Source organism: Bradyrhizobium sp. URHC0002, assembly GCF_054059515.1.
On sequence record NZ_JBSSCF010000001.1, the window covers coordinates 1,219,754 to 1,242,749 of the forward strand.

Annotated in this window: 23 protein-coding genes and 1 tRNA gene; 15 read left to right on the plus strand and 9 right to left on the minus strand. The window is 58.6% G+C overall.

Annotated elements, in window-relative coordinates; all coding sequences use genetic code 11:
- Window positions 1-3: 3 nt before the first annotated feature.
- The 8 genes from ACVWVY_RS05800 (at window position 4) to ACVWVY_RS05835 (ending at window position 9,336) form a co-directional block, all read left to right on the plus strand.
- Complete coding sequence (locus ACVWVY_RS05800) at window positions 4-360, plus strand: hypothetical protein (RefSeq protein ID WP_456625475.1); 357 nt, start codon at window positions 4-6, stop codon at window positions 358-360.
- Window positions 360-2,876, plus strand: a complete 2,517-nt coding sequence (locus ACVWVY_RS05805) for an Hsp70 family protein (RefSeq protein WP_456625476.1) — start codon at window positions 360-362, stop codon at window positions 2,874-2,876. The genes ACVWVY_RS05800 and ACVWVY_RS05805 overlap by 1 nt, the downstream gene beginning before the upstream one ends.
- Before the next feature lie 372 nt (window positions 2,877-3,248).
- Window positions 3,249-3,947 carry a recombinase family protein gene (locus ACVWVY_RS05810; protein ID WP_456625477.1) on the plus strand — a complete coding sequence of 233 codons (699 nt, stop codon included), beginning with the start codon at window positions 3,249-3,251 and terminating at the stop codon, window positions 3,945-3,947.
- 201 nt (window positions 3,948-4,148) lie between these two features.
- Window positions 4,149-4,526, plus strand: a complete 378-nt coding sequence (locus tag ACVWVY_RS05815) for a hypothetical protein (protein WP_456625478.1) — start codon at window positions 4,149-4,151, stop codon at window positions 4,524-4,526.
- On the plus strand, window positions 4,526-5,272 hold the full coding sequence (locus ACVWVY_RS05820) for a hypothetical protein (protein ID WP_456625479.1): 747 nt from the start codon (window positions 4,526-4,528) through the stop codon (window positions 5,270-5,272). Before ACVWVY_RS05815 ends, ACVWVY_RS05820 begins: the two co-directional genes overlap by 1 nt.
- A gap of 221 nt (window positions 5,273-5,493) precedes the next feature.
- Window positions 5,494-6,693 carry a hypothetical protein gene (locus ACVWVY_RS05825; RefSeq protein ID WP_456625480.1) on the plus strand — a complete coding sequence of 400 codons (1,200 nt, stop codon included), beginning with the start codon at window positions 5,494-5,496 and terminating at the stop codon, window positions 6,691-6,693.
- A 430-nt stretch (window positions 6,694-7,123) separates the two neighbouring features.
- Entirely contained in the window at window positions 7,124-7,588 is a 465-nt protein-coding gene (locus ACVWVY_RS05830; RefSeq protein WP_456625481.1) for a hypothetical protein, read from the plus strand.
- A gap of 161 nt (window positions 7,589-7,749) precedes the next feature.
- A complete protein-coding gene (locus ACVWVY_RS05835; protein ID WP_456625482.1) occupies window positions 7,750-9,336 on the plus strand; it encodes a hypothetical protein in 1,587 nt (528 codons plus the stop codon).
- Between the two features lie 69 nt (window positions 9,337-9,405).
- Here ACVWVY_RS05835 and ligD read toward each other — a convergent pair whose 3' ends face one another.
- The 3 genes from ligD to ACVWVY_RS05850 all read right to left on the minus strand — a co-directional run bounded on the left by ligD (window position 9,406) and on the right by ACVWVY_RS05850 (window position 11,183).
- Entirely contained in the window at window positions 9,406-10,311 is a 906-nt protein-coding gene (gene ligD, locus ACVWVY_RS05840; RefSeq protein WP_456625483.1) for a non-homologous end-joining DNA ligase, read from the minus strand.
- A 303-nt stretch (window positions 10,312-10,614) separates the two neighbouring features.
- Complete coding sequence (locus ACVWVY_RS05845) at window positions 10,615-10,842, minus strand: hypothetical protein (protein WP_456625484.1); 228 nt, start codon at window positions 10,840-10,842, stop codon at window positions 10,615-10,617.
- A 98-nt stretch (window positions 10,843-10,940) separates the two neighbouring features.
- A complete protein-coding gene (locus ACVWVY_RS05850; RefSeq protein ID WP_456625485.1) occupies window positions 10,941-11,183 on the minus strand; it encodes a helix-turn-helix domain-containing protein in 243 nt (80 codons plus the stop codon).
- A gap of 118 nt (window positions 11,184-11,301) precedes the next feature.
- Here ACVWVY_RS05850 and ACVWVY_RS05855 point away from each other — a divergent pair, with 118 nt between their 5' ends.
- On the plus strand, window positions 11,302-11,730 hold the full coding sequence (locus ACVWVY_RS05855) for a hypothetical protein (RefSeq protein WP_456625486.1): 429 nt from the start codon (window positions 11,302-11,304) through the stop codon (window positions 11,728-11,730).
- Window positions 11,731-11,865: 135 nt separating this feature from the next.
- Here ACVWVY_RS05855 and ACVWVY_RS05860 read toward each other — a convergent pair whose 3' ends face one another.
- Entirely contained in the window at window positions 11,866-12,870 is a 1,005-nt protein-coding gene (locus ACVWVY_RS05860; protein ID WP_456625487.1) for a hypothetical protein, read from the minus strand.
- Between the two features lie 120 nt (window positions 12,871-12,990).
- Here ACVWVY_RS05860 and ACVWVY_RS05865 point away from each other — a divergent pair, with 120 nt between their 5' ends.
- Entirely contained in the window at window positions 12,991-13,899 is a 909-nt protein-coding gene (locus ACVWVY_RS05865) for a hypothetical protein (RefSeq protein ID WP_456625488.1), read from the plus strand.
- Between the two features lie 99 nt (window positions 13,900-13,998).
- Here the strand turns inward: ACVWVY_RS05865 and ACVWVY_RS05870 are convergent, their stop codons facing one another.
- Together ACVWVY_RS05870 and ACVWVY_RS05875 are read right to left on the minus strand one after the other, a co-directional pair.
- A complete protein-coding gene (locus tag ACVWVY_RS05870; protein ID WP_456625489.1) occupies window positions 13,999-15,657 on the minus strand; it encodes a tyrosine-type recombinase/integrase in 1,659 nt (552 codons plus the stop codon).
- Between the two features lie 88 nt (window positions 15,658-15,745).
- Window positions 15,746-15,832: transfer RNA gene (locus ACVWVY_RS05875), tRNA-Leu, on the minus strand.
- 149 nt (window positions 15,833-15,981) lie between these two features.
- Here ACVWVY_RS05875 and ACVWVY_RS05880 point away from each other — a divergent pair.
- On the plus strand, window positions 15,982-16,962 hold the full coding sequence (locus tag ACVWVY_RS05880; protein WP_456625490.1) for a complex I NDUFA9 subunit family protein: 981 nt from the start codon (window positions 15,982-15,984) through the stop codon (window positions 16,960-16,962).
- Between the two features lie 117 nt (window positions 16,963-17,079).
- On the opposite strand, the gene ACVWVY_RS05885 is transcribed toward ACVWVY_RS05880, so the two are convergent.
- Window positions 17,080-17,886 carry an undecaprenyl-diphosphate phosphatase gene (locus ACVWVY_RS05885; protein ID WP_456625491.1) on the minus strand — a complete coding sequence of 269 codons (807 nt, stop codon included), beginning with the start codon at window positions 17,884-17,886 and terminating at the stop codon, window positions 17,080-17,082.
- A gap of 178 nt (window positions 17,887-18,064) precedes the next feature.
- On the opposite strand from ACVWVY_RS05885, the gene ACVWVY_RS05890 reads away from it, so the two are divergent.
- Genes ACVWVY_RS05890 through ACVWVY_RS05900 form a run of 3 tightly spaced genes read left to right on the plus strand, consistent with a single transcriptional unit; the run spans window position 18,065 to window position 20,758 of the window.
- A complete protein-coding gene (locus ACVWVY_RS05890) occupies window positions 18,065-18,757 on the plus strand; it encodes a glutathione S-transferase family protein (protein WP_456625492.1) in 693 nt (230 codons plus the stop codon).
- Window positions 18,706-19,914 (plus strand): tRNA epoxyqueuosine(34) reductase QueG, encoded by a 1,209-nt coding sequence (gene queG / locus ACVWVY_RS05895; protein WP_456625493.1) that lies wholly within the window; start codon window positions 18,706-18,708, stop codon window positions 19,912-19,914. Before ACVWVY_RS05890 ends, queG begins: the two co-directional genes overlap by 52 nt.
- 34 nt (window positions 19,915-19,948) lie before the next feature.
- Entirely contained in the window at window positions 19,949-20,758 is an 810-nt protein-coding gene (locus ACVWVY_RS05900) for an acyl-CoA thioesterase domain-containing protein (RefSeq protein WP_456625494.1), read from the plus strand.
- Window positions 20,759-20,767: 9 nt separating this feature from the next.
- Here the strand turns inward: ACVWVY_RS05900 and ACVWVY_RS05905 are convergent, their stop codons facing one another.
- Both ACVWVY_RS05905 and ACVWVY_RS05910 read right to left on the minus strand, forming a co-directional pair.
- Window positions 20,768-21,238, minus strand: a complete 471-nt coding sequence (locus tag ACVWVY_RS05905) for a nuclear transport factor 2 family protein (protein WP_456625495.1) — start codon at window positions 21,236-21,238, stop codon at window positions 20,768-20,770.
- Between the two features lie 137 nt (window positions 21,239-21,375).
- On the minus strand, window positions 21,376-22,170 hold the full coding sequence (locus ACVWVY_RS05910; protein WP_456625496.1) for an alpha/beta hydrolase: 795 nt from the start codon (window positions 22,168-22,170) through the stop codon (window positions 21,376-21,378).
- A gap of 224 nt (window positions 22,171-22,394) precedes the next feature.
- On the opposite strand from ACVWVY_RS05910, the gene infC reads away from it, so the two are divergent.
- Window positions 22,395-22,934: a translation initiation factor IF-3 gene (infC, locus tag ACVWVY_RS05915; RefSeq protein ID WP_426538373.1), complete on the plus strand. Its 540-nt coding sequence runs from the start codon at window positions 22,395-22,397 to the stop codon at window positions 22,932-22,934.
- The last annotated feature ends 62 nt before the right edge of the window (window positions 22,935-22,996 follow it).

The following is a 22,996-nucleotide window of genomic DNA, read 5'->3' on the forward strand; positions in this document are numbered from 1 at the left end:
GATATGCTGCTCCGCGAGCATGACGTTGCCGAACTTGCATCGGAATATTGGAAGCTTGTGCGAGCTTTCGAGCGGAGTATCGCGTTAACGCCGGAAGCGCATCACAATCGCCTCCATGCACAAGCTCGATACGCCAACGGTAAGCTCGACACAATTCTAGACCGCGCAGGAATCAAGATCACTACTTTCGACGGTGCAGAGTTTGAGATCAATCTTCCAGTCACCGCCGTGAACGCGGAGGACGTGAATTCCGACGCGCTGTGCATTATAGAGCGCACTTTAGAGCCGACTGTAATCCTGAATGACCAAGTCGTGCTTACGGGGAAAGTTTTTCTCGTTGAGAAGAAGGATCAGCAATAATGTATTTGGGCATTGATTTAGGTACATCTAACTCGGCGATAGTTGGCAATAGCCGCGGAGAGCTTCGCCACTTTAAGACACCCGAAGGCACCGACGTGCTTCCTAGCGCGATTATGGTGGATCGTCGGGGTGGGATGCTGGTCGGCAAGAGAGCTTATGATCAAGCAGCCTTTTCGCCAGAAAGTGTGGCCCAAGGTTTTAAGCGTCTGATGGGCACATCGAGCCCGATTCGGTTTGCCAACGGCACCGCGATAACGCCTGAAGAAGCTAGCTGTGAGGTCATAAAGGCTTTGCTGGCTCAGGCTCGAATGAGCGCCGGTGATTTCAACATCGAAGGCGCTGTCGTGACCATTCCCGCCGCCTTCAATCAAATGCAGTTTGAAGCAACCATGCGTGCTGCCGCGAGCGCGGGCCTCTCTCAAGTCGCACTGCTGCAAGAGCCAATTGCGGCAGCCATGGCTTCGATAGCTCGCTCTTCGAACAAGAATGGTCAGTTCCTTGTTTATGATCTGGGAGGGGGCACCTTCGATGCGGCGATCGTTCAGACCATATCAGGTTCTGCCACAGTGATTGCGCATGCTGGCATCAATATGCTTGGCGGCCGAGACTTTGACAGAGCCATCGTCAATTCGATTGTGAGGCCGTGGCTTCTCACAAACTTTTCCTTGGCCGACGACTTCCAGCGTGATGAGAAGCACCAACGCCTCATTCGGGTAGCGCACTATCGGGCCGAGATGTCGAAGATCGCTCTGTCCACCCAAACGCAAGATCGAATCTTCGCTGATGAAAGCCAGATTGGCGCAAGAGATCGCAATGGAACGGACATCTATCTCGATGTTGAAATTGACCGAAGTCAACTTGAAGCAATTGTCGTCGATGAAGTTGATCGCTCAATCGAACTATGCCGGACTTTGATCAAGGATGCGGGATACGGCCTGGATGATATCGACCGAATAGTACTTATTGGCGGTCCCAGTCGCATGCCGATCGTTCGCGAAAGGATTGCCTCGCAGCTTGGACTTCGGGTCGACCTTGACACCGACCCCATGACGTCAGTTGCCGTAGGCGCCGCCATTTTTGCGGAGAGTCGTGAATGGACGAAGGACGGTGCCAGTCCGAAAGGAAGCCGCGCCGTGGCAAAAGTCAGCGACGTACGGTTCGATTATCCGGCGCGCATTTCATCTTCCAACTTTCGACTTCGAGTTCGCGTGGAAGATTCGGCTCAACTTTCTGGCTCGCGTTTGCAGTTGAAAAGTGAGAGCGGCTGGGCTTCCGGAAACTACGACTTGCAGAGCACTACGGAAATTCGCGACATACCGCTGGCTCAGCGCGGGGAGAACCGCTTTATCGCGGAAGTCACGGATTCCAGGGGAAACACTGCCCATACTGATATTTTGGTGTTTCGGTCCGACGCGAGCGCGGCGGGCATGCCTATGACACACAATCTTGCGGTGAAAGTACTAGATAACGCTTCGGGCCTTGATCAGAACAGGCTTCATACACTCGTTAAACGAGGAACCGTTCTGCCAAAGAAAGGCGCAGAGCAATTCCGCGCTTCAAAGGATTTACGGTCTGGAAGTGACGATTATCTTGACTTCGAAGTATATGAGCAGGCCGATGATGTTTTCGATCCATCGCTAAACCTAGCGGTTGGCGGCATCCGGATTCTTGCGTCCGACTTGGCGGCCGGTGATATAATTCGACGAGGCGACCCAGTTATCATTCATTGGTCGATCGACGAGAACGGTTTGTTCAACTGCAAACTCGAATTCTCAAAGATTAGTCAAACTTACGAGACCGGGAAGATGTATGTCTCAGCTGAGGGCCATCGCAGCTACGATGGTTCTGAGGGACAACGACTTGCATCCGAGTCACTAGTAAAGGCGCGTGAGGATATAGACGGCCTCGAACGAGCGCTCGGACCCGACGTTTCAGATCTTTCGCGAGACTTGCGATCAAGGATGGGGAAACTTCGCGGGACGCTTGAGCTGGCTATCGATGCAGATACACGCAGAAACGTCTCGGAGGACGCCCGTCTGGTACGACAAGAGGTGGCAAGAATAAGGAATAGGCCGGAGTTCATCCGCAATAGTGTGCGTGCTGATATCGATCAATTCATTGAGGGATTTGCTCTTAGTGTCTCCTCTGTTCTCGACGAACGTACGAATACACAAGTTCAGCGCCTAGCAGCATTGGCTAGAGACGCGCTTACTCGGCCCGGCTCTCACGCGATAGTTGACGCTCAACGTTCTCTTGACGAGGCGAGAAGCATTGTCTTCGGCTCGCTAGCAAAGCTGCCTGACTTTTGGATCGTTCGCTTTGAGTCACTCGCTGATGACCGCGAATCTGCCATCGACAAGCAACTGCATGATGACCTTGTCCGACAGGGAGTTGCGGCGCTTCAAAAAAGCGATCCGGACACTCTTCGCGAGATCACATTCAGGCTATCTGACAATATGGTTGTCGCGTCGGAAGTCGGAAGGGGCGAAATCCCTTCCGGCATAGCGCGTGATTGACTCGGCCATCCAAGGGACATGGGAATCAGACCCCTCGCCTTAGCGGCGTCCTGGATAACATTTCAAATCAATGGCGGGGGCCCGGCCGAAATGCGTTAGGGGTACCTTATCTAAGAGGTGACCTCGTGGCGGCGGCTTGCAGCTTTCCCCCCATACCCCGAGCCAACTTCTGAAGCGTCCTTCACCTCACACACTAGCTACGCTCCGGCCCCTCTAAGTGTCGCGCGGTGGGAGCAAATTGTCGCTGCTCACGATGCCTGTCCTGAGTCGATAGGACGCACTCAATTCCAGTTGGCGGCCGAATCTGGCGTCACTAACAATGGTGTCAACGGACGTTGACTAAGTGGTTTTGAGGTAGCGAGGGTGGAAGACATGAAGGCGAAGGGACGGTTTGTCGCTTACTACCGAGTATCTACGCGGAAGCAGGGAGCATCCGGCCTAGGCCTCGAAGCACAGAGGACGGCCGTAGCTCATTATCTCGGTGATCGCAGAGCGAGGGTGGTAGCTGAGTTCACGGAGGTGGAGAGCGGGAAGCGGAGTGATAGGCCAGCCCTAGGCCAAGCTCTAACCGCAGCGCGAGTGCATCAAGCCGCCCTGGTGGTGGCTAAGGTAGATCGGCTCACCCGCTCCGTAGGCTTCTTGTCGCGGCTCTTGGAGGCAGGAGTTGATGTGAGGTTCGCAGACCTCCCCGCCATCGAGGGACCTACGGGGCGCTTCATGCTCCAACAAATGGCGGCGGTCGCGGAGCTAGAGGCCGGACTGATCTCGTCACGTACCAAGGCTGCTCTCTCCGCAGCTAAGGCACGGGGGCAACGGCTTGGAGGCAATCGCGGGACCCATCTATCCACCACGGCTAAGGCGAGAGGACGGCAGGTCCAAGTAATGCAGGCGCAACGAAGGGCGAACGACCTAGCTCAGGTACTCGAAGAGCTACGTGCCGATGGTGCATCCTCTCCTACTGAGTTAGCACGAGCACTTACAGCAAGAGGCATACCCACGGCGCGTGGGGGAAGCACGTGGTCAGCACCGCAGGTGGTCCGCATACAAGCACGGTTGACCGGCAGAGCTTAGCATCGCACGGCGCTCAACTGTTGGCACGATTTTGGAATCAGGAAGTCGAACTTACTATAATCAGAGTGCATTTTATCTCCGCATCCATTGGCACTGCGCGATCGAATCTCCATATCTTCGGTGCAGCACTGTCGCTGCTCTGTCGCGATAGGAGGTCACGTGTCTTCCGCTTAAGTCGCGCTAAACAATAGGACGATGAAAATGCTTAACGTGACTGATGGTGACGTAAGACATCTTGCCGGAATGATGGAATGCTTCGGGCAAGTAGGCATCAAGAAGAACACGATGTTCGTGCGCTTCAAGACAGCGTATCTGGATCGCCTCGAAGTGATCCGCTCGATTCTGGCCATCGATCGGAGACCCACAGGACCGTTCGACAATCGCGGCGACTCAAAGAGACTTCAGTATGAGTTGGTGCTCGTCGGGAAGGAACTGGTCACGCTAGAGAACCTCGTCGCAGGCCGGATGTTGACTAATCGGCGGCACGCGTTCCGGCAGAAGCGAGATCAACTCCACAAGCTGAGACAGAAGCTGGGCTTGTCGGGCAAACTGAAGATCGCTCGGCAAGAAGAACTGTGATGCAACGCTCTGCCTCTCTCATGAAGCGGCGATTGGGTGATGGTTCGGCCTTCGCCCTTCGCTGCACGATTCCCGACCCGGTCTCCGGGCGAGCTTGCGGTGCCCCCACCATGCGGGCGGCCGGTGTCGGGCTTGCTACCCACTTTTGCAGGCGGCATGTCGAGCATCGCGCCCGTCATGGCAGTCATTGGCACGGCACCTACAGCGCTGCGGAGTTGAAGCCGTATCTTGCGGCAGCAACCTCGTATGTCCGCTCCCGTGCAGGCGCAGACAAATTCATCGCGACAGCGTTAGCCGCCGTGGGCGCAGCCTCAGAGGAAGCTGGCGCGGTGGAGATTGCCACACGGCTCAAGGGCATGTCGGCAGCCAAGCGGGCGAAAATCGGTTTGGCGCGGCTGCGGGTCGCGGGCATTATGCCTGAGCGCATTGTTTCGATTGTCCTGGCTGTCACCGCGCTCATCGAGGAAGATCCCAAGTCGCATCGGACGAAGGAGTTTCGGACAGTCCAGATTTGCAAGGCCATTCACCGACTTGCGAGCGGCACTCATAAGGTTTGGGAATTTCAGGATCACCAAGGCCGCCCGCGACGGACCGAACTCCACGCCTTTCCTAGGTCCTCTGGGCCTGTACTGAGAGCGATGGGTCGGATGCTCGAAGAACCTTGCGAGTGGGTCGTTGAGAAGCACCTTGCGGGCGTTCTTGCGCTCAAGATCAAGCGATATGGCCGCCATCCGGCGTTGCCTTAGGCGAGCAAATTCCTACTTCAGTATTCACGAGGCACGATATCTTTCGCGAGACATCAGGTCGGATGGTGACGGTGCGCACATATTCAACGTTTAGGCCGGTCACTTTGAACACGGACGACAAGTAAGCCCTCCGACAGCCGATGACCCCTCCGCCCAGGCCAATGTGGTTCGACCCGCAATTTCGCGCGGGGACTGCTGATCTTCGTTCTACGGTCAAAAGGATGGGCGATGTTCTGTTAGATCATGAGTCCGTGAGCGGCCGCAGGCAGCGAGCGCGGAAGGATGCTGACGAGAAAAAGTTCTACGTCGCGGTTGAGGCGCTAGCCTGCAATCTCCTCCTGCTCAAAGCCACCGGCTCTGATGCTAAGCTTGCCGTGCCTCGGTCGCACGATTTCCTATACGCCACCGCGAATCCGGTCTATGGCAAGCACTTCTTGACGGCGATTGACCTCATGGCGTCGTGTGGCCTGATCGAGGAAGACCGGCGCGGCTACAGGGTATCCGAGAGAACGAAGATGCCTTCGCTCATTCAGCCGTCAGACAGTCTTGGGGAGCATCTTCCACTTGCACCGCCAGATTGGCGCAGCGTCCATCAGATAGACGCCCAAACGCTGATCATCCTGAAAGAAGGCAAGGACGAAGATGGGCGTGCCGCCGCCATCCCATACGAGGCGAGCGACCGAACAAAGCGATTGGCAGGACAAGTCCGCCGCATCAACAAATTCCTACGGGATGCCGATATCGAGATCACGAGATCAAGCTCCGGCCTTTCGCTGGGCAAGGACGGGCAGATCGTTGCGCCCTACCGACGCTCTCTCCGGCGCATCTTCAACAATGCCAAGTGGCAGCACGGTGGCCGCCTCGCGGGCGGCTTTTGGATGTCAATGGAGCGGGCGGAGCGCTTCGAGCGCATCCGCATCGATGGCGAGCATGTTGCCGACGTTGATTACCGACAGCTCTTCCCGCGTCTTGCCTATGTGCGGGCGGGCGAAGAGCAGCCCGAAGGCGACATCTATAATGTGGCGGGAGACGGAACCGGCCGGGATGGCTGGAAAAAGCTTATGAACGCGATGCTGTTTTCCGAAGGTCCGCTAAAGAACTGGCCCGAGGACACGCGTCAGCATTTTCCAGATGGCACAACGATTCGGAAGGCAGTCGAGATGCTCGCCGCGAAGCACGCCCCTGTCGCGCACCTGTTCGGCACTGGGCTTGGCTTCCAATTGATGCGCATTGAAAGCGATATGCTGATTGAGGTCATCACTCATCTTTTTGGCGCCGGAGTTACCGCGTTGCCGCTCCATGACGCAGTCCTGGTCGCCGAATCGAAGACTGACTTTGCCGCGCACACTATGCAGGCGGCTTTTGAGAAGTGGACGGGCTCACGCTGCGCGATAGTTTCAGTCGAAAAAGCCCCAAAATAACAATAACATAGGCCCTTACGCCTCCGCTAATGGAGGGAGAAACGTAGAGGGAGGAAACTGAGTAAGGGCGGCTCTAAGGGCGGCCTCTAAGGAGCCGCCTTTGGGAATGGTGAATGACAATCACCTCCCCCTAAAGGAACGCCTGAATGTCCCCCCTCGAAGGGCTCCCCTCGCCCAACAGGCTCCAACCCGAAGGCAATCATTGAGGAAGGGGATGCGGCGCCATCCACCGTCCCTGGTTGTCCCTCGCAGGGGATAACCCAAAGCACCCGCAGGTCGGGACGTCAGGGGATGACCTCCATCCCCCGGGCACGAAGGCTCGAGAGCCATCAGACGATGCGACGATGGCGCTACGATACTTTTACTGGCGCAATGGACAGTCCGCTAAGGCCAAGGGCGGACGTCCACAATGGTAGGAAGGAGTGCTCCGATGTTTAACCCACAGAATGCTCGCCAGGAATTCGAAGCAATCTTGCGCAGCAGGGGCTTGCATGAGCATGACCTTAACCTGATCGACGGCTGTGAGGCGGTTTTCGATTTCTACCGGGACCAGAGGCCAAGCGGGCGTGTATTTGAGCAACATGAAGACGCGGATATGCTTCTTTTCCAGTGGGGGACCTTCGACTGGGGAACGGGTGAGCAGTTTGCCTTCAACCTGACGCGGCAAATCATCGTGTACGAGAACGCTGAGGACGAAGACATTTGGCAACTGAGTCTCACGTTCGAGTTCGAAGCGGACGATGAGCTGAGGTCGTTAGGTAATGGCAACAAATGGTGTCATTCCTTATTGGAGCTGCCAGAATTTCGAGAATACGTAAGGCGATCCACCGCATTCACCGCCTGTGCTGAACATCAAGTCCGGCGGACTGTGCTCGAATACGAGATCGCAGGCTGAAGTCCGTTCTGGATCAAAAGCTGCCATTGGTGTACCCGGCCCAGAAGATAAGCTTTGGGTTATGAGCTGGCATAACCCGCAGTCCCGGGATGTCCACTGAAGGCCGACAGCATCCATCGTCGTGCTATTATCCCCGACCAGAATCGACAGGAACAATCGCTTTGACACTGAACGCGGACGAACTCGGCAAGAAGGGCGAAGCGCGCTTTTCCGAAATCTGCAGCGACACAAAACTCGTCCGTAATCCCTCGATCGACCACGACCGGACAGGCTGGGACTATATCGTCGAATTCGAGCAGCAGCCGCCAAGCGGCAGCGAGACTCTTGATACGCGTCGTACGCCGCTCTCGGCCCACGTTCAGGTCAAGACGATGTGGAACAAGAACGATCGATTTCGCATGCGCCTGTCCGCCGCTGAGCGGCTGGCCAAGGAGCCAAAGCCGGCGTTCGTGTACGTCTTCAAGGTCAACGATAAACTAGATTTCGTATCCGCACATCTTGTTCATATTCTGGATGACAACTTGGCGACGATTCTCAAACGCCTTCGGAGGGAGCAGGCCAAGGGCACGAAGCCTTACCAACTCAATAAAAAATACATTTCATTCAAAGCGTCGACGTCGGGTCGCAAGGTCGAACCGACCGGAAAGGCACTCAGGCTAGCCATTTCGGAGTTCTGCGGTCCCGATCTTGGCGAATATATCGCTAGGAAGCGGAAGCAACTTCAAGATCTCGGTTTCGAACCGGGACGATTTCAAGCGACGACGACGTTCAAAGTCGAAAGCATGGACGGGCTCGTCGATGGGCTGTTGGGTTTGAGAGAACTGGAAGTCACGGCTAGTCGGGCGTTCGAGACTCGATTCGGCATCAAGCTGTCGCTGAACGAGCCGAACTTCGCAAAGTCAGTCATGCGTGTGAAACCTGGGAAGGCTGACACCTGCATCGTGACGGTCAGAGAGACGCCGCTGGCACCCCCGGCAACATTTTCAGCGGACATAATGGTCGCTCCTATGGCGAATTTGCCGAAGGAACACTTGAAGATATTGGTACAGAATCCACTGTTTCGACTGTTGATCCACGGCAAAAAGATTCAATTTACGACGGACGAGCAGGCTATCAGCGCGACGCGCCTGAAGATTGACGACTGGCGCAATTTCTTCCGGATGCTCATTGCGTTATGCCGCGGTGCCGAGATGAGCCTGAAGCCGGAGCGTCTAACGGAAGTATCTTTTCCCATGAGATTTCCCGATGCTGCTCGCCAGCTTGAATACGAGAGGGTACAAGCCGCTCTCGAGGCAACTCAACGGCTGCTAAAGCTCGCTGGCGCTCCCGAACCCGTTGTAGGCATCGAGGGCTTTGAAGGCATCGCACCGGAACTAGTCAGACTGGATAAAATGTTTGCAAGTCCTACCGATGCGGACCCAATCGGCTTCGTTGTAGATTGGCCACCGGGGCGGCCGGTTCCGGACAAGGTAGATTTCCTGTGCGTCAATTTCGTCCAGATGGAAGACATCACGCTCGTACATTCCTCGGTGGCCGAGATGGTACCACAGAGCAGCGAGGGACGAATCATATGGAAATCGAAGACCCTGACACCATGTGAGATCACGTTTGTGCGCGACTTCCCGATCGAATACGAGCGCTTCGTCGATCGAGCAAAACAAAAAGCGAAGTTGGACAATTCGATCATTGCGGAGGCACCGACTGAGCTGAAGTCCATTGGCGAGGGCAGTATAGATAGCTCAGCTTGATTTCTGTCTCGAGCTGTGGGAGTTCGCGAAGATGGATTGCGTCGTCTCGCTCATGGCGAACGAACGTTGTCAGGTGCGGCCCGTTCCTTTGGTCAGCCCTTTGAACGAACTGGCCCGCAGTAAGCCTTCCGACGTGATGTCCCGGTATTCCACGTCGGCGTAGAACTCTGGCTCGACCCAAGTCGCTTTCGGCTTCCTGATGGGGCGGGTCAGCTTTGACTTGGGGCTGACCACTGTGTCGAGTTGTTTTCTGATCTGGCTGGAGATGGTGCGAGACCACCCAGTACCTACCTTACCCATGTAGACCAGTTCACTGCCTTCCTGCTTGCCGAGGTACAGCGCCGCAACACCACTTGGGTCTTTGACAAACCCGATGACGGGAAACTTCCCCTTCTGCACGGCCTTGATCTTCAGCCAGTTCTCATTCCGCTCCGAACGGTACGGTGCGTCAGCCCGCTTCGAGATGATGCCTTCCCAGCTCAACTTGGCAGCATGTTCAAACATCTTTTGACCGTCGCCGATCAGATGTTCGGAGAACAGGACAGGCAGTTCAATGCCGTTCTCTCCGAGCAAGTCCAGCAGCGCCTGCTTGCGTTCACTCTGCGGGAAGTTGCGTAGGTCGCCATCTCTCCAGAGGAGATCGAAGGCGTAGTAGACCAGTCGGTCCTGCCTGCCCGCTGCTAGCTCGGCCTGTAGTTCGGAAAAGTTGGTGCGGCCTTCATGGACGACCACCACCTCTCCATCGATAATGGCTTCGCCGGGGATGTCCAACGCACCGGCAATGGTAGTGAAACGCTTGGTCCAGTCGAGTCCGTTACGGGTATAGACCTTCTTCCGTCCGCGATTGAGGTGCACCTGGACGCGATAGCCATCGTACTTGATCTCGTGAAGCCACTGGTCGCCCTTCGGTGCCTTCGACTTCAACATGGCTAGCTGAGGTTTTATGAACCCCGGCATGGAAATACGCTTCGACAACGCAAGCTCACAAATAAAAATGCCCGCCGTGCTTGGAGGGCGACGGCGAGCATTCTTACCGACTTCGCAGAAATCCCGAACAATCTAGGGGACTTGCCGCTTCCTGCCACCACCAATGCTGTAAGGTTTATTCAAGAAGTAATCCCGGTTACCGAATGCAGCTTCGGCGTATTGGTCGATGGCGACCGCGATCGCTTGGACATGCTGATAGCACCAGCCCTCCCGCATCGCCCTCTGCCGGACCTCTGCTAGTGCGCTTGATCCATGGTGGATGGTCAGCGGTGTCAGAGTAGTAACGCCGCTCTACCACTTGCGACCTCCGAGAACTTTGCCTTTCGTCTTTGGAAGTTCAGCCTTTAGCCGATCCCGTTCGGCACACAGCCGGTCAATCTTATCCAGCATCCGCTGTAGCAGAGCTTCGGCCGAGGCGATCGGAATTCCCGCCCGCTGGAGCTGCAAGATTTCCTTGCGCTGCCGCCCCACCTGCACGCGCATGTGCTCGATTTCCAAACGGATAGGATCAAGTCCCATGGCCGACTCACGATGAGACGTCATAAGAACGAAACAAGAACATTGAGTCAAGGCTCGTTGCCAGCGTTGAAAGTGACGGGGATGACACCGGGCGAATTCTATTGTGAGCCACGCGTTTTCTTTTGCGGCAGCAAAAGCCGGTCTGGGGTGGTCTTCAGCGCACGAGCCAAGCGGGCCAGAACAACTATTGTGCAATTACGGGTGCCGCGCTCGACCTGGCTGATGTAGGTGCGATCTAAGCCGGCCTCTAAGGCCAAATCCTCTTGGGACAGCCGGAGACCCTTGCGGGCTTTCCGCACGGCCGTTGCCACTACATCAATGATGCCTGTCTCGTCTTCCATCCACCGAAGCAGGCCGTGATGATGACTTTCGGTCTACGGACTATGAGTCCCATTTTTCCGTTGAGTTGTGATGACTATCGTCTACAATTGTTCGATCCGTCTGCCGAGGAATGCTGGAATGGCCACAACCGAAAGCACCGCCCCGAAGTCACACGAGGCCGACCCCATCAAGGCCCTCTTCGACTTAGCCAGCTATTGGGCAACCATTTGGGGATTTGTCGGGCTCTGCCTTTGGCTCGAACAGCGAGCGCTAACCAATCTGGACGTTCCTTCAGGAAGCGTCAAAATGATCATCCTACTGGTGAGCACACCGGCTATCTTTTTGCTTGTGGTCCATCGCTTCAAAAAGGACCCGAGGGTTAGGATGTTCGTTGAGCGCATCCGCTACGTCGTCATCTTGGCCGTCGCGGGCCTGCTCGGGGCCTACCTTCACGCGAACCACAAAGATCAGTCGCATGACAGTTATCTACGCGACGGCGCCGTCCTCGCTTGTGCCAAGATTGCGGCGTGCAAGGAATCAGCGGCTCAATACGCCAACACCCGATAGCGGACCACCTACCTCGGCTCAAACCGTAGGCAAATTCTTACTATCGTCAAGGCGGTACTACTTCTCCCTTTCGCGGCATAGAGATTTGCAACGGCGCTACCGACCCCAAAGATTCGTACTAAACAAGCCAGAACGTCAGCCGACGTCGAGAGCGGTTGGATTCCAAGTGCCAGTGTTGCGACCATCGAAGGACCATAGCTCGGCTACGCGTTCCGAGGGCACGTGCACCGGTGGAATATAGAACGAAGCAGGGTCAGGGTTGACGAGTTCAACTTTGAACCAATCGTTCAGTTCAAACGCAGCATCATGCATCCAGTCCAACCCTGATGGAATTGAGAACTGAGCACAATACATCGCCGTTGCCGCTGCAAGTGCTTCGATACAATGCCGGAGCGATGCCCGATGCAGCATGTTTGCGCGGTCGTGCTTTACAGCATTGTAGGCGTCGTACCAAGGCAATGACTGCGTTGGCTTGCTAGCATCCCAACCATAAAACGGACGGCACTTTGGAAGTCCAGGATAGTGCCTCAACTCGAGCTCGTACTCTTTCAGAAAGAGCGGCTCGCAAAGCTTATAGTAGTCTCGTGTCGTTAATCGACTGTCTGTCGATATAGAAGAGTCTGCGCTCGTAAACACGGCCCTTAGGGACGACTCTACTTCAGTGCATGCCAAGATGAGCAATTCCCGCAGCTGGTGGCCGAAAGTGTCTAGATTGTTCGCGTCCGGCTGAATGAAAAGCGCGATTTCCTCGAAGCGAGAGAATAGGAGCGAAAGGGAAACGCCGGCCTCACTCATTAAGGCAACGTCAGGCACCAACGTCTCTAACACTTGGTCCCGACCGTCGATGCCGGGGCGCCAGAGCAATTTAGTGCACTCACCCGGACGCCGTTTCATCTCTTTGATGCCGTGAGCGCCGAAAGTCTCCTTCACCCAATCAGAAATCTGACCTACCGCCTTTTGCGTGAAGGAGATGCCTGGGGCAATGCCTCGCAGCCCTGAACGATATCCATACAGGCAGACAAAGAAGCCATTCTCAATGTATGCGACGCCTCTATCCATCCCCCCTTGGGAAGTGAATGTGTGCCCTCCCCCGTAGACTATGGGGTTCTTCTTTATTTCGAACGTAATTGGATTGTTCATGATGAGTTCCGGAAGGCGAACTATGCTTACCGAGCATGCACCGAATCTGCTTGATTCGCTTTTGCTTGATCGAGCCAGAGCCGTTGAACGTTATCTGCCAACTAATATGCAAGAGGGAAAATGCCCGAGCAACCAATCTGGTCCCTGGCGCCAGGAGAAACGATCGTTCGCAAAGAGCTTCATCTCGCATTCGGAGGCAGAAAACAGGGCGGGATCGGGCCGTCTGTTCAAAGTCCTAATATTTTCCTGTTTTCCGATCCGGAAGTCGGCAGGCGACACGGCTACATCGATGATTGGAAGTCGGACGGGTGTTACCATTACACGGGCGAGGGTCAAAAAGGCGACCAGCGCATGCGGTCGGGAAATCTAACCATCCTTGAGCATCGGAAGACGGGACGCCATCTGCGACTGTTTCGAGGTGTGGGCGGACTCGTGATTTACGTCGGCGAGTTCGAAGTCTCTGACGAACTACCGTTTTATATGGACGACGCGCCGGAGACAGGCGGCGGCCCCATACGAGCCGTGATCGTATTCCGGCTCCGACCTCTTGATGTTCAGCCTCCTCTTGGAGAGACTGGTCCAGCTCTGCCGACTTTCGACTCCGTGTACGAGGTTGATCGCGAGGCTTCAAATTCAGAAAAGTTCTTTGTAAATCCCAGTCGTGAGCCCTACGAAGCAGAGAAGGTTGAAGCAAACCTGGTAGAGGAGTTTTGCAACTTTCTACTTCACGCTGAAGGCCTTGAGGCCCGCCGCCTCAAGATTACACCTGTAGGCGAAGCCAAGCCGCTGTTCTGCGATCTCTATATAAAGAGCAAGAAGCTTTTGATTGAAGCAAAGGGTACCGTGGAGCGCGGCTCCATACGCATGGCTATTGGTCAATTGATTGACTACAGCAGATTCGGAGACGTAGAGCATAAGGCGCTTCTGCTGCCATCAATGCCGCGACAAGACCTTCTTCATTTGATCCGTTCCGCCAATATGGGCGTGTACTACAAAAGCGGCGAGGGCTTCTCGTTCATAGCTCCATAAAGTCGTCAAAGCGGCGCCGGCAGTTTGATCTGCAGCTAGGATTACGACGACAGGATGTGGACAACATCGGGACATTGCGTTGGCTGCGAATAGGGCGCCTTATCTCGCGTCAATGCTAGGAAACTTCGCGATGGCATTCGCCTTCGCCTTGATCGTCACGTCTCCATAATCCTCCGAGGCGTTGCGCGACGCATGCCCCTGTATGGCGTCAAGCACGCGCATCGCGACCTCTTGCTCGATACCGACGGTCTTGAACCGATGCCGCCAGCCATGGCTTGGATCAACGTTCGGGTCCTTCACTACCTCTCGGACGAAAGCGTTGACCTTGTTACGCGCTGTCTTCACCGCGTTGCGGACGCCAAGCTCACCGGCCTTGGGGTCAATGAACAGATAGCCGCCCTTGGATCTCTCATAGAATTCCGGAAAGCCCATCTCGATGACTTGCCGGTGCAGCACAACGTCCCGCGCCTCGTCCGTCTTCACAGGGCCAGCTTCGGGCGTCACGTGCACAACCCAATGTTTGCCCTCGCGCCGAACGTCGGCTTTACGGAGCTGAAGCATCTCTCCAACCCGCGCCCCGGTAAAGGCGCACAACCACGGCACCCACCGTTTGGCTGCCGCCAGCTTCGGAGCCTCCCTGCCCGCTATGAAACTCCGGGCGTGTTTGAGAATGGCGGATGCCTCTTGGTCGTAGAACCCTTTCGACCTGAGCTTGCGCGACTTGCCGACCTTGATGGTGAGCCCTTCTGCAGGATTGCTGGCCATCCGTCGATTCATCACGGCCCAGCCGAAAACCGTCTTTAGACCCGCGAGGTCGCTGTCCTTCACGGTCTTCGCACTGGCGCCGCCCTGAAGCCGGTGATCCTTGAAGCGAACAATGTCCTCCGGCGTCACCCGGCTCGTTTTGTCGTGCTTCAGGAACGCCACTAGCTTCGCCATTGTGTTGCGATAGCTCTCATAGGTGCTCTGCTTACGACCAGCGAGCTTGGATTCCTTCCACCAATCCTCCACCAGGGTGGTGAGCGAATCCTTGGAGGCGCCACTCTTGGGCTTGTCCTTCGTCGCCTCTGCCGGAGCCCGCCACTCCGGGAAGCGGGTCGCTTGCGGGTCGGGCGAGTAGTCACCTCCGGCATTGCGCTGGCGGCTCGTGAAGGCGTCCCGCAACGCCATCCAAAAGGCGGTGAGCAGCATGGCTCGTGATTCGCTGTCTACGCGGCGGATGCCCTTTGTCAGCAGGAGGCGGTCCACTATCGGCCCCAGTGGCTTCTCCAGTCGCTTGGGGTCGCCGTCCTTGCCGACCTTCTCCCACATTGCCACGACGGCAGCCCAATGGGCCTCCTGCTCGTCCTGGCTATCTATGTCCGGTGCCCAGCCGACCCCGGGCGTGTGAACCATGGCAACACTCCGGGCACGGCTCTCGCCGTCTGCCCAGACCCGATAGAGTTCACCAGCCAAGGCCGTCGCCTGCCGGTGCGTTAGATGCGCGGGGGCGTCGTTGCGGAGCGCCTCCCAGACGGTCTCCAGATAGGCCGCTGCGAGCGCCTGACGCGTTTTGACCTCGCTGGGCTCTGCCGTGCGGATGGAGAATCGGACGGCCTGAGCGCCCTCGCTAGGCGTTACGAAAACGAAGCCATCACCGAGCGGAATCGCGAGCGGATTGCCTATCGCCTTGTCGCGAACGTCGGCAGGGATTCGCTGTGCGAAAAACGGAAATCGAGACCCATCGCGGCGCATTGGCCGAACAACCCTGAACAGCAATGTTACACCCCATTGTTACACAGTCGGGGCCGACGCAACACTCTGTTTGGGCTGATCTATTTGGAAATGCTTAATTTCCATAGATGGGTGGTGCCCAGGAAAGGACTCGAACCTTCACGGCCGTTAAGCCACTGGCACCTGAAGCCAGCGCGTCTACCAATTCCGCCACCTGGGCCCGGGCGGGTTAGTAAGGATCGGTCGCACGCTTGTCAAATTGCTTCAGCGCCGACCAAATCCGCTGTACAGCGGAGCCGGGTTGGCGTATCGCGAATCCGCTGAATTTCACCGAAATCTCTCGAATTCGACCGGCAGGAATTGACACCAATGACATCGTACCCGGCATCGAACCTGGAAACGCTCGTCACGGTTTTTGGCGGATCGGGGTTTCTGGGGCGAAACGTGGTCCGGGCGCTGGCCAAGCGCGACTACCGGATCAGGGTGGCGGTGCGGCGGCCGGAACTGGCCGGGTACCTGCAGCCGCTCGGCCGGGTCGGCCAGATCCACGCCGTGCAGGCCAATCTGCGCTATCCGGCTTCGGTCGAGGCGGCCATGCGCGATTCGCAGGTAGCGATCAACCTGGTCGGCACCCTGGCCGAAAGCGGTGCGCAGACCTTCGACGCGGTACAGGCCAAGGGGGCCGAGACGATCGCCAGGACCGCCGCCGCCGCCAGCGCGCGGATGGTGCATGTGTCGGCGATCGGCGCCGACGAGAACGCGCCCTCGGCCTACAGCCGCTCCAAGGCGGCTGGTGAGCAGGCCGTGCTGGCGGCCGTGCCTTCGGCCACCATCCTGCGACCGTCGCTATTGTTTGGCCCCGAGGATCAATTCACCAACCGTTTTGCAGGCTTGGCCCAGATATCGCCCTTCCTGCCGTTGATCGGCGGCGGCGAGACGCGGATGCAGCCGGCCTATGTCGGCGACGTCGCCCGTGCGGTTGCCGACGCCGTCGACGGCAAGACGAAGCCCGGCGCGGTTTACGAGCTCGGCGGACCGGAAGTGCTGACCATGCGCGAGATCATGGAAATCATTCTAGGGATCACCGAGCGCAAGCGCATGCTGGTGTCGCTGCCGTTCGGACTGGCCCGGCTGCAGGCATATTTCCTGCAATTCGCGCCGGGGCCGTTCAAGCTGACGCCGGACCAGGTGGCGATGCTGCAATCGGACAATGTGGTGTCGGATGCCGCCAAGGCCGCCGGGCTAACGCTGGAAGGCCTCGGCATCACGCCCGATTCGATGGAAGCGGTCGCCCCGCAATATCTCTGGCGCTTCCGCGCCGCCGGGCAGTTTCAGCGCAAGAGCGCGTAGCTTTTCGTAGGGTGGGCAAAGCGCAGCGTGCCCACCGTTCACCTCGCCAAGGGATAGATGGTGGGCACGGCGCAAGCGCGCCTTTGCCCACCCTACGAATGCTACGAATTTTGGGGCTTACCGCCCCAGCGCCAGCGCGATCAGGCCGAGCGTGCCGACGATGACGCGCCACCACGCAAAGAACTTGAACCCGTGGCGCGTGACGTAGTTCAAAAACGTCCTCACCACGATGATTGCCGTGATGAACGACACCACGAATCCGATCGCGATGACGCCGATGTGATCGATCGTCATCTCGCCGCGGTTCTTGTAGAAATCATAGGCGAACGCGCCGACCATGGTCGGGATCGCGAGAAAGAACGAGAACTCCGCCGCCGAACGCTTGTCGGCACCGAGCAGCATGGCCGCCACGATGCTGGCGCCGGAGCGCGATACGCCGGGGATCATTGCGACGCATTGCGCGATGCCGATCCACAGATACATCAACAGTGGATACCGCGTGGCGTCGTCCTCGTGCGGCTTGAGATCGAGCTGATCGACCCACAGCAGGATCGCGCCGCCGACGATCAGCGTGAAACACACCACCCACGGATTGAACAACAGCTCCTTGATGTACTTGCCGACAGCCAGGCCGACGACCACTGCCGGCAGGAACGCCACCAGCACGCCGATCACGAATCGGCGGTCGTCCGGATTGCTGAACATGCCGAGCGCCACGCGCCACAGCTTGGCGAAATACAGCACGACGATCGCAAGAATCGCGCCGAGCTGGATCAGGATCACAAAACTCTGCCAGAAAGCACCCTCGCCGAGGCCGAAGAAGCGTTGCGCCAGCAGCATATGGCCTGTGGAGGAAACCGGGAGAAATTCCGTGATACCCTCGATGATGCCGAGAATCACCGCCTTCACTGCATCCGACATCATGGTGTTGGTCCATTTTGACTGGAAAAGCCGCGCTCTTCTCGCCTATTCGCCCCCGTGCCGCAATCGCAAAAAAACGTCAGAACACCATTGTCTCGCGCGTTTGCTTGGCTAGTGTCCCGATTCGCTTGACGCGGTTTGAGGGTTCCTTTAGTCGCCGCGATTTTACCCTTGGGATTTCATGTACACGCTCCATCATCACCCGTTCTGTCCGCATTCGCGCTTCATTCGCCTGGTGCTGGGCGAACACGGCCTCGACCTGCGCCTGGTGGAAGAGCGGGGCTGGGAGCGGCGCGAAGGGTTTCTCGTGCTCAATCCCGCGGCCGCCACACCGGTGTTGTTGGCTGACGGCTTTCCGCCGATTCCGGGCGCCGGGATCATCGCCGAATATCTCGACGAGACGCACGGCCTGGAGGCGGGCGAGCGGCGGCTGTTACCGGCCTCGATGGCCGAGCGCGTCGAGGTGCGCCGGCTGATGGCGTGGTTCAACGAGAAATTCTTCGAGGAGGTCTCGAACCCGCTGGTGACCGAGCGCATCTACAAGCGCTTCATGAGCGAGGAGAATGGCGGCGGGGCGCCCTCAACCGACGTGATCCGCGCGGCCAAGGTCAATGTACGCTATCATCTGGCCTATATCGGCTGGCTGGCGCAGACGCGGAATTTCCTCGCCGGCGACCGGCTGACCTACGCGGATCTCGCCGCCGCGGCGCATCTTTCGGCGATCGACTATCTGGGCGATGTGCCATGGCACGAGGACGAGGCGGCAAAGGCGTGGTACGCGCGGGTGAAATCCCGACCGTCGTTCCGCCCGCTGCTGAGCGAATGGCTGGCGGGCGTGCCGGCGTCGCGGACCTACGTGGACCTCGACTTCTGAACCAGGCCGCCAAACTCTCCGCTGCCGATCTGAAGGCCGCGCTCCGGCGTGAAGCGGAGACGCTCGGCTTCGATTGCCTCGGCGTGACCGATCCCGATTCGATCGGCAACGCCGGCAAATATTTCCGCGAATTCCTCGATGCCGGCGCGCATGGCGACATGGACTGGCTCGCGGCGCAGCCCGAACGGCGGATGGACCCGCGCGTGCTGTGGCCGGGCGTGCGCTCGATCATCATGCTCGGCTTCAACTACGGGCCGGACGAGAATCCGCTCGCGCTTCTCGCACAACGCAGGCGCGGCGCGATCTCCGCCTACGCGCAGGGCGACGACTATCACGACGTCATCAAGAAGCGGCTGAAGATGCTGGCGCGATGGCTGGTGGCGGCATCAGGCGAAGAGGTGAAAGTTTTCATCGATACCGCAGCCGTGATGGAAAAGCCGCTGGCGCAGGCGGCGGGATTGGGCTGGCAGGGCAAGCACACCAACCTGGTCTCGCGCGAATTCGGCTCATGGCTGTTTCTCGGCGCGATCTTTTCCGCATCCGACCTGCCGCGCGACGACGCCGACCGCGATCATTGCGGCTCCTGCAATGCATGCCAGGAGATCTGCCCGACCGCGGCATTCCCCGCGCCCTACAAGCTCGATGCGCGGCGTTGCATTTCGTACCTGACGATCGAGAACAAGGGACCGATCCCGCACGAATTCCGCAAAAGCATCGGTAACCGCATCTATGGCTGCGACGACTGTCTCGCCGTGTGCCCGTGGAACAAGTTCGCGCAGGAAGGCCGCGAAGCGAAACTGGCCGCGCGCGCGGAATTGCGTGCGCCGTCGCTGGCGGAGCTGGCGCGGCTCGACGACGCCGCATTCCGTGCGCTGTTTTCGAAATCGCCGGTCAAGCGCGTCGGCCGCGACCGTTTTGTCCGCAACGTACTGATCGCGATCGGCAACGCCGACGACGCGTCGCTGGCGGCTGAAGCCGAACGACTACTGGATGATGCAAGCCCGCTGGTTCGCGGCGCGGCGGTATGGGCGCTGTCGCAATTGGTGGAGCGGGAGAGGTTTGAAGCGCTGGCGGCGAAGGCGCTGGGCGCCGAGGCGGATGACGACGTGCGCGTGGAGTGGTGTCGCATGAGGAATCTGCAAGGCGCTGGCCCTTGATTCCACGCATCCAAATCCGCCATGGTCGCACGCCATGACAAAAAACCAGCCGTTCTTCACCCACGATCGCACCAGCGATACCTTCATGCCCACGCCCGTCTCGAACGGTCCGTGGGACGTCAACTCCCTGCACGGCCGCGTCGTTGTCGGCCTGCTCGCCCACGGGATCGAGCAGCGCCACGGCTCCGACGATTTCGTGCCGGCGCGGCTCACCGTCGACATGTTCCGCCTGCCGAACACCACGACGCCGATCGAGGTCACGACCAAGCTGGTCCGCGACGGCTTGCGCATCAAAGTGGTGGAAGCCGAGTTTGTCAGTGGCGGCACCCGCATGGCGCGCGCGTCCTGCCAGTTATTGCGCAAGACGGAAAACGCGCCGGGCAATGTCTGGTCGCCGCCGAACTGGGATGCGCCGAAGCCCGCGGAAATTCCAAAGCCCACCGATCCCAAGCTCGGCATGAACGGCAAATGGACCACGCGGCCCATCGTCGGCCACATGGGTTCGCTCGGGCCGCGGCGGCTGTGGATGAGCGAGGTGCGCGAACTCGTCGAGGGCGTGCCGATGTCGCCCTTCGTGCACGTCGCCACGGGCGCGGATTTCGCCAGCCCGTTCGCCAATGCGGGCGATCAGGGGCTCGGCTACATCAACAGCGACGTCACGCTCTATCTGCACCGGCTTCCGGCAACGCCATGGGTCGGCTTCGAAGTGGTCAACCATCACGCCACTGACGGCATCGCGATCGGCGAATGCTGGCTCTATGACGAGCAGGGCCCGATCGGGACCTCCACGGTGGCGGCGCTGGCGCAGCGCAAGCCGATGACCAACGTACCGCCGCCGCCGTAGTCGTATCCGTCATTCCACCAGATGCCGCTTCATCTCCGGCCGCGCCTTTAGCGCCGCGCCCTGTTTCGCCACGATCTTGGCGATCCGCTCCGGCGCAAACTTGATGTCGACGAACGCCGGCGCAGTGTTGGCCACTTCATGGTACTCGGCGATCTTGCCGTCGCGCAGCCGCATGATCGCGACGCCCTCGAACATCGCGCGCGCCCCTTCTGCCTCCGGTAGCGTCGAGCGGTAGCTGAAGGTGTAGCGCGCGTACAGCGTATGTCCGTCGCTGACGGGATCGTGCATGTCCCAGCGGAAATCTGTGGCTGTGCGATAGAACCAGTCGTCGATCAAGCCTGCGATGTTCGCGCGGCCTTCGAACGCGCCGTAGAACACGTCGTGATAGACACCGCCCTCGGTGAACAGTTCCGAGAAAGCCTTGCCGTTGCGCTGCTCGACGGCATCGCAGAACGCGCGGAGCATGGTGGATGGGTTCATGGCAGGCCTCCCGGGTCGTCATTCCCCGCGTAAGCGGGGAATCCAGTATTCCAGAGACGGCGACTTTGATCGAGAGGGCGCGGCGTGCTGGATCATCCGCTTTCGCGGATGATGACACTATGGATGATGCTGCCAGATCACCCCATCTCAGCTACCGCCGCCATGATCCGCGCAATATCCTGCGGTCGCGACAGGCGGTGGTCGCCGTCCTGGATCATGGTCAGCACCACGTCCTCGGCCGGCAGCCGGTGCGCCAGCGCAAACGCATGCTGCCAGGGCACGTCAGGGTCCTGCGCGCCCTGCAGGATGCGCACCGGGCATCCGACTTCGATGGCGCTGCCGAGCAACAGATGGTTGCGGCCCTCCTCGATCAGCGCACGTGTGATCGGATAGGGCGCGCCGTCGCCATACTCCGACGGCCGCATCCACACGCCCTTGGTCCTGATTTCCTCGCGGACCTCGTCGGAGAAAGCGTTCCACATCAACTGCTCGGTGAAATCGGGCGCCGGCGCGATCAGCACCAGCCCGGCGAGGGTCGCCTCCTTCGCATCGCGGCTGGCGATGGCGCGCGCCAGCAACAGCGCCATCCAGCCGCCCATCGACGAGCCGATCACGACCTGCGGCCCCCGGCAGAACTGCTCGAACACGGCGACGCCCTCTTCCAGCCAGCGGCCGATGGTGCCGTCGACGAAAGCGCCGCCCGATTCGCCATGGCCGGAATAATCGAACCTGACGCAGGCCCGGCCATGTTCCGCGGCCCAGGCGTCCAGCGCCAGCGCCTTGGTACCCCGCATGTCGGAATTGAAGCCGCCGAGCCAGAACAGCCCGGGCCCGCTGCCGGCACGGGCGCGCACCGCGATCCGGCGGCCGCCATTGCCCTCCCCCACCTCGATAAAGGTCGGTTCCTGGTCGATTGGTGCTGAATTGGTCATGGATCGGTCACTCCCGCCCTGCCGCTTTGTCCGCGAGCCCGCTTCGTCGGTCAAGCGCGCGGCCGGACTTTGCTTGCGCATCAGGCCTGCGAGCTATATTTGCCTGACGTGACCGAAATGCCTCGCATTTGACGGTTTTCGGGCGCAGACCGCGAGTTCGCTTGCTGTTCTCAGCGTATTGCTTCAAACTGCGGCCTTCCTTTCACAACTTTGGAGAGTTACCCATTCGCCGTCCCAACAGAGCCCCGCCCGCCGCAACCAAAGACGGGCCGCGCACCAATGATGAAATCCGCAACGCACAGATCCAGCTGATCGATCAGACCGGCCTCAACCATGGAACGGTCGAGACCGTGGTTGCCGTCAAGATGGCCCTCGAAGCGGGCATGGATCTCGTCGAGATTTCGCCGAACAACAATCCTCCCGTTTGCAAGATCATGGACTACGGGAAGTTCAAGTATTCGGCGCAGAAGAAAGCCGCCGAAGCCCGCAAGAAGCAGAAGGTCGTCGAGATCAAGGAGATCAAGCTGCGGCCGATGATCGACGATCACGATTACGACGTTAAGATGCGCGCGATGCAGCGGTTCTTCGAGGAAGGCGACAAGGTCAAGATCACCTTGCGCTACCGTGGCCGCGAAATGGCGCACCAGGAAATCGGCACCAAGCTTCTGGACAAGGTCAAGGCCGACGTCGCCGAGTTCGCCAAGGTCGAGCAGGACGCGCGTTTCGAAGGCCGCCAGGTCGTGATGGTGCTGGCGCCGCGCTGATTGAGTTACTGGAATTTGAGAACGGCCCGTCGGATGATCCGGCGGGCCTTTTTCGTTTCCGT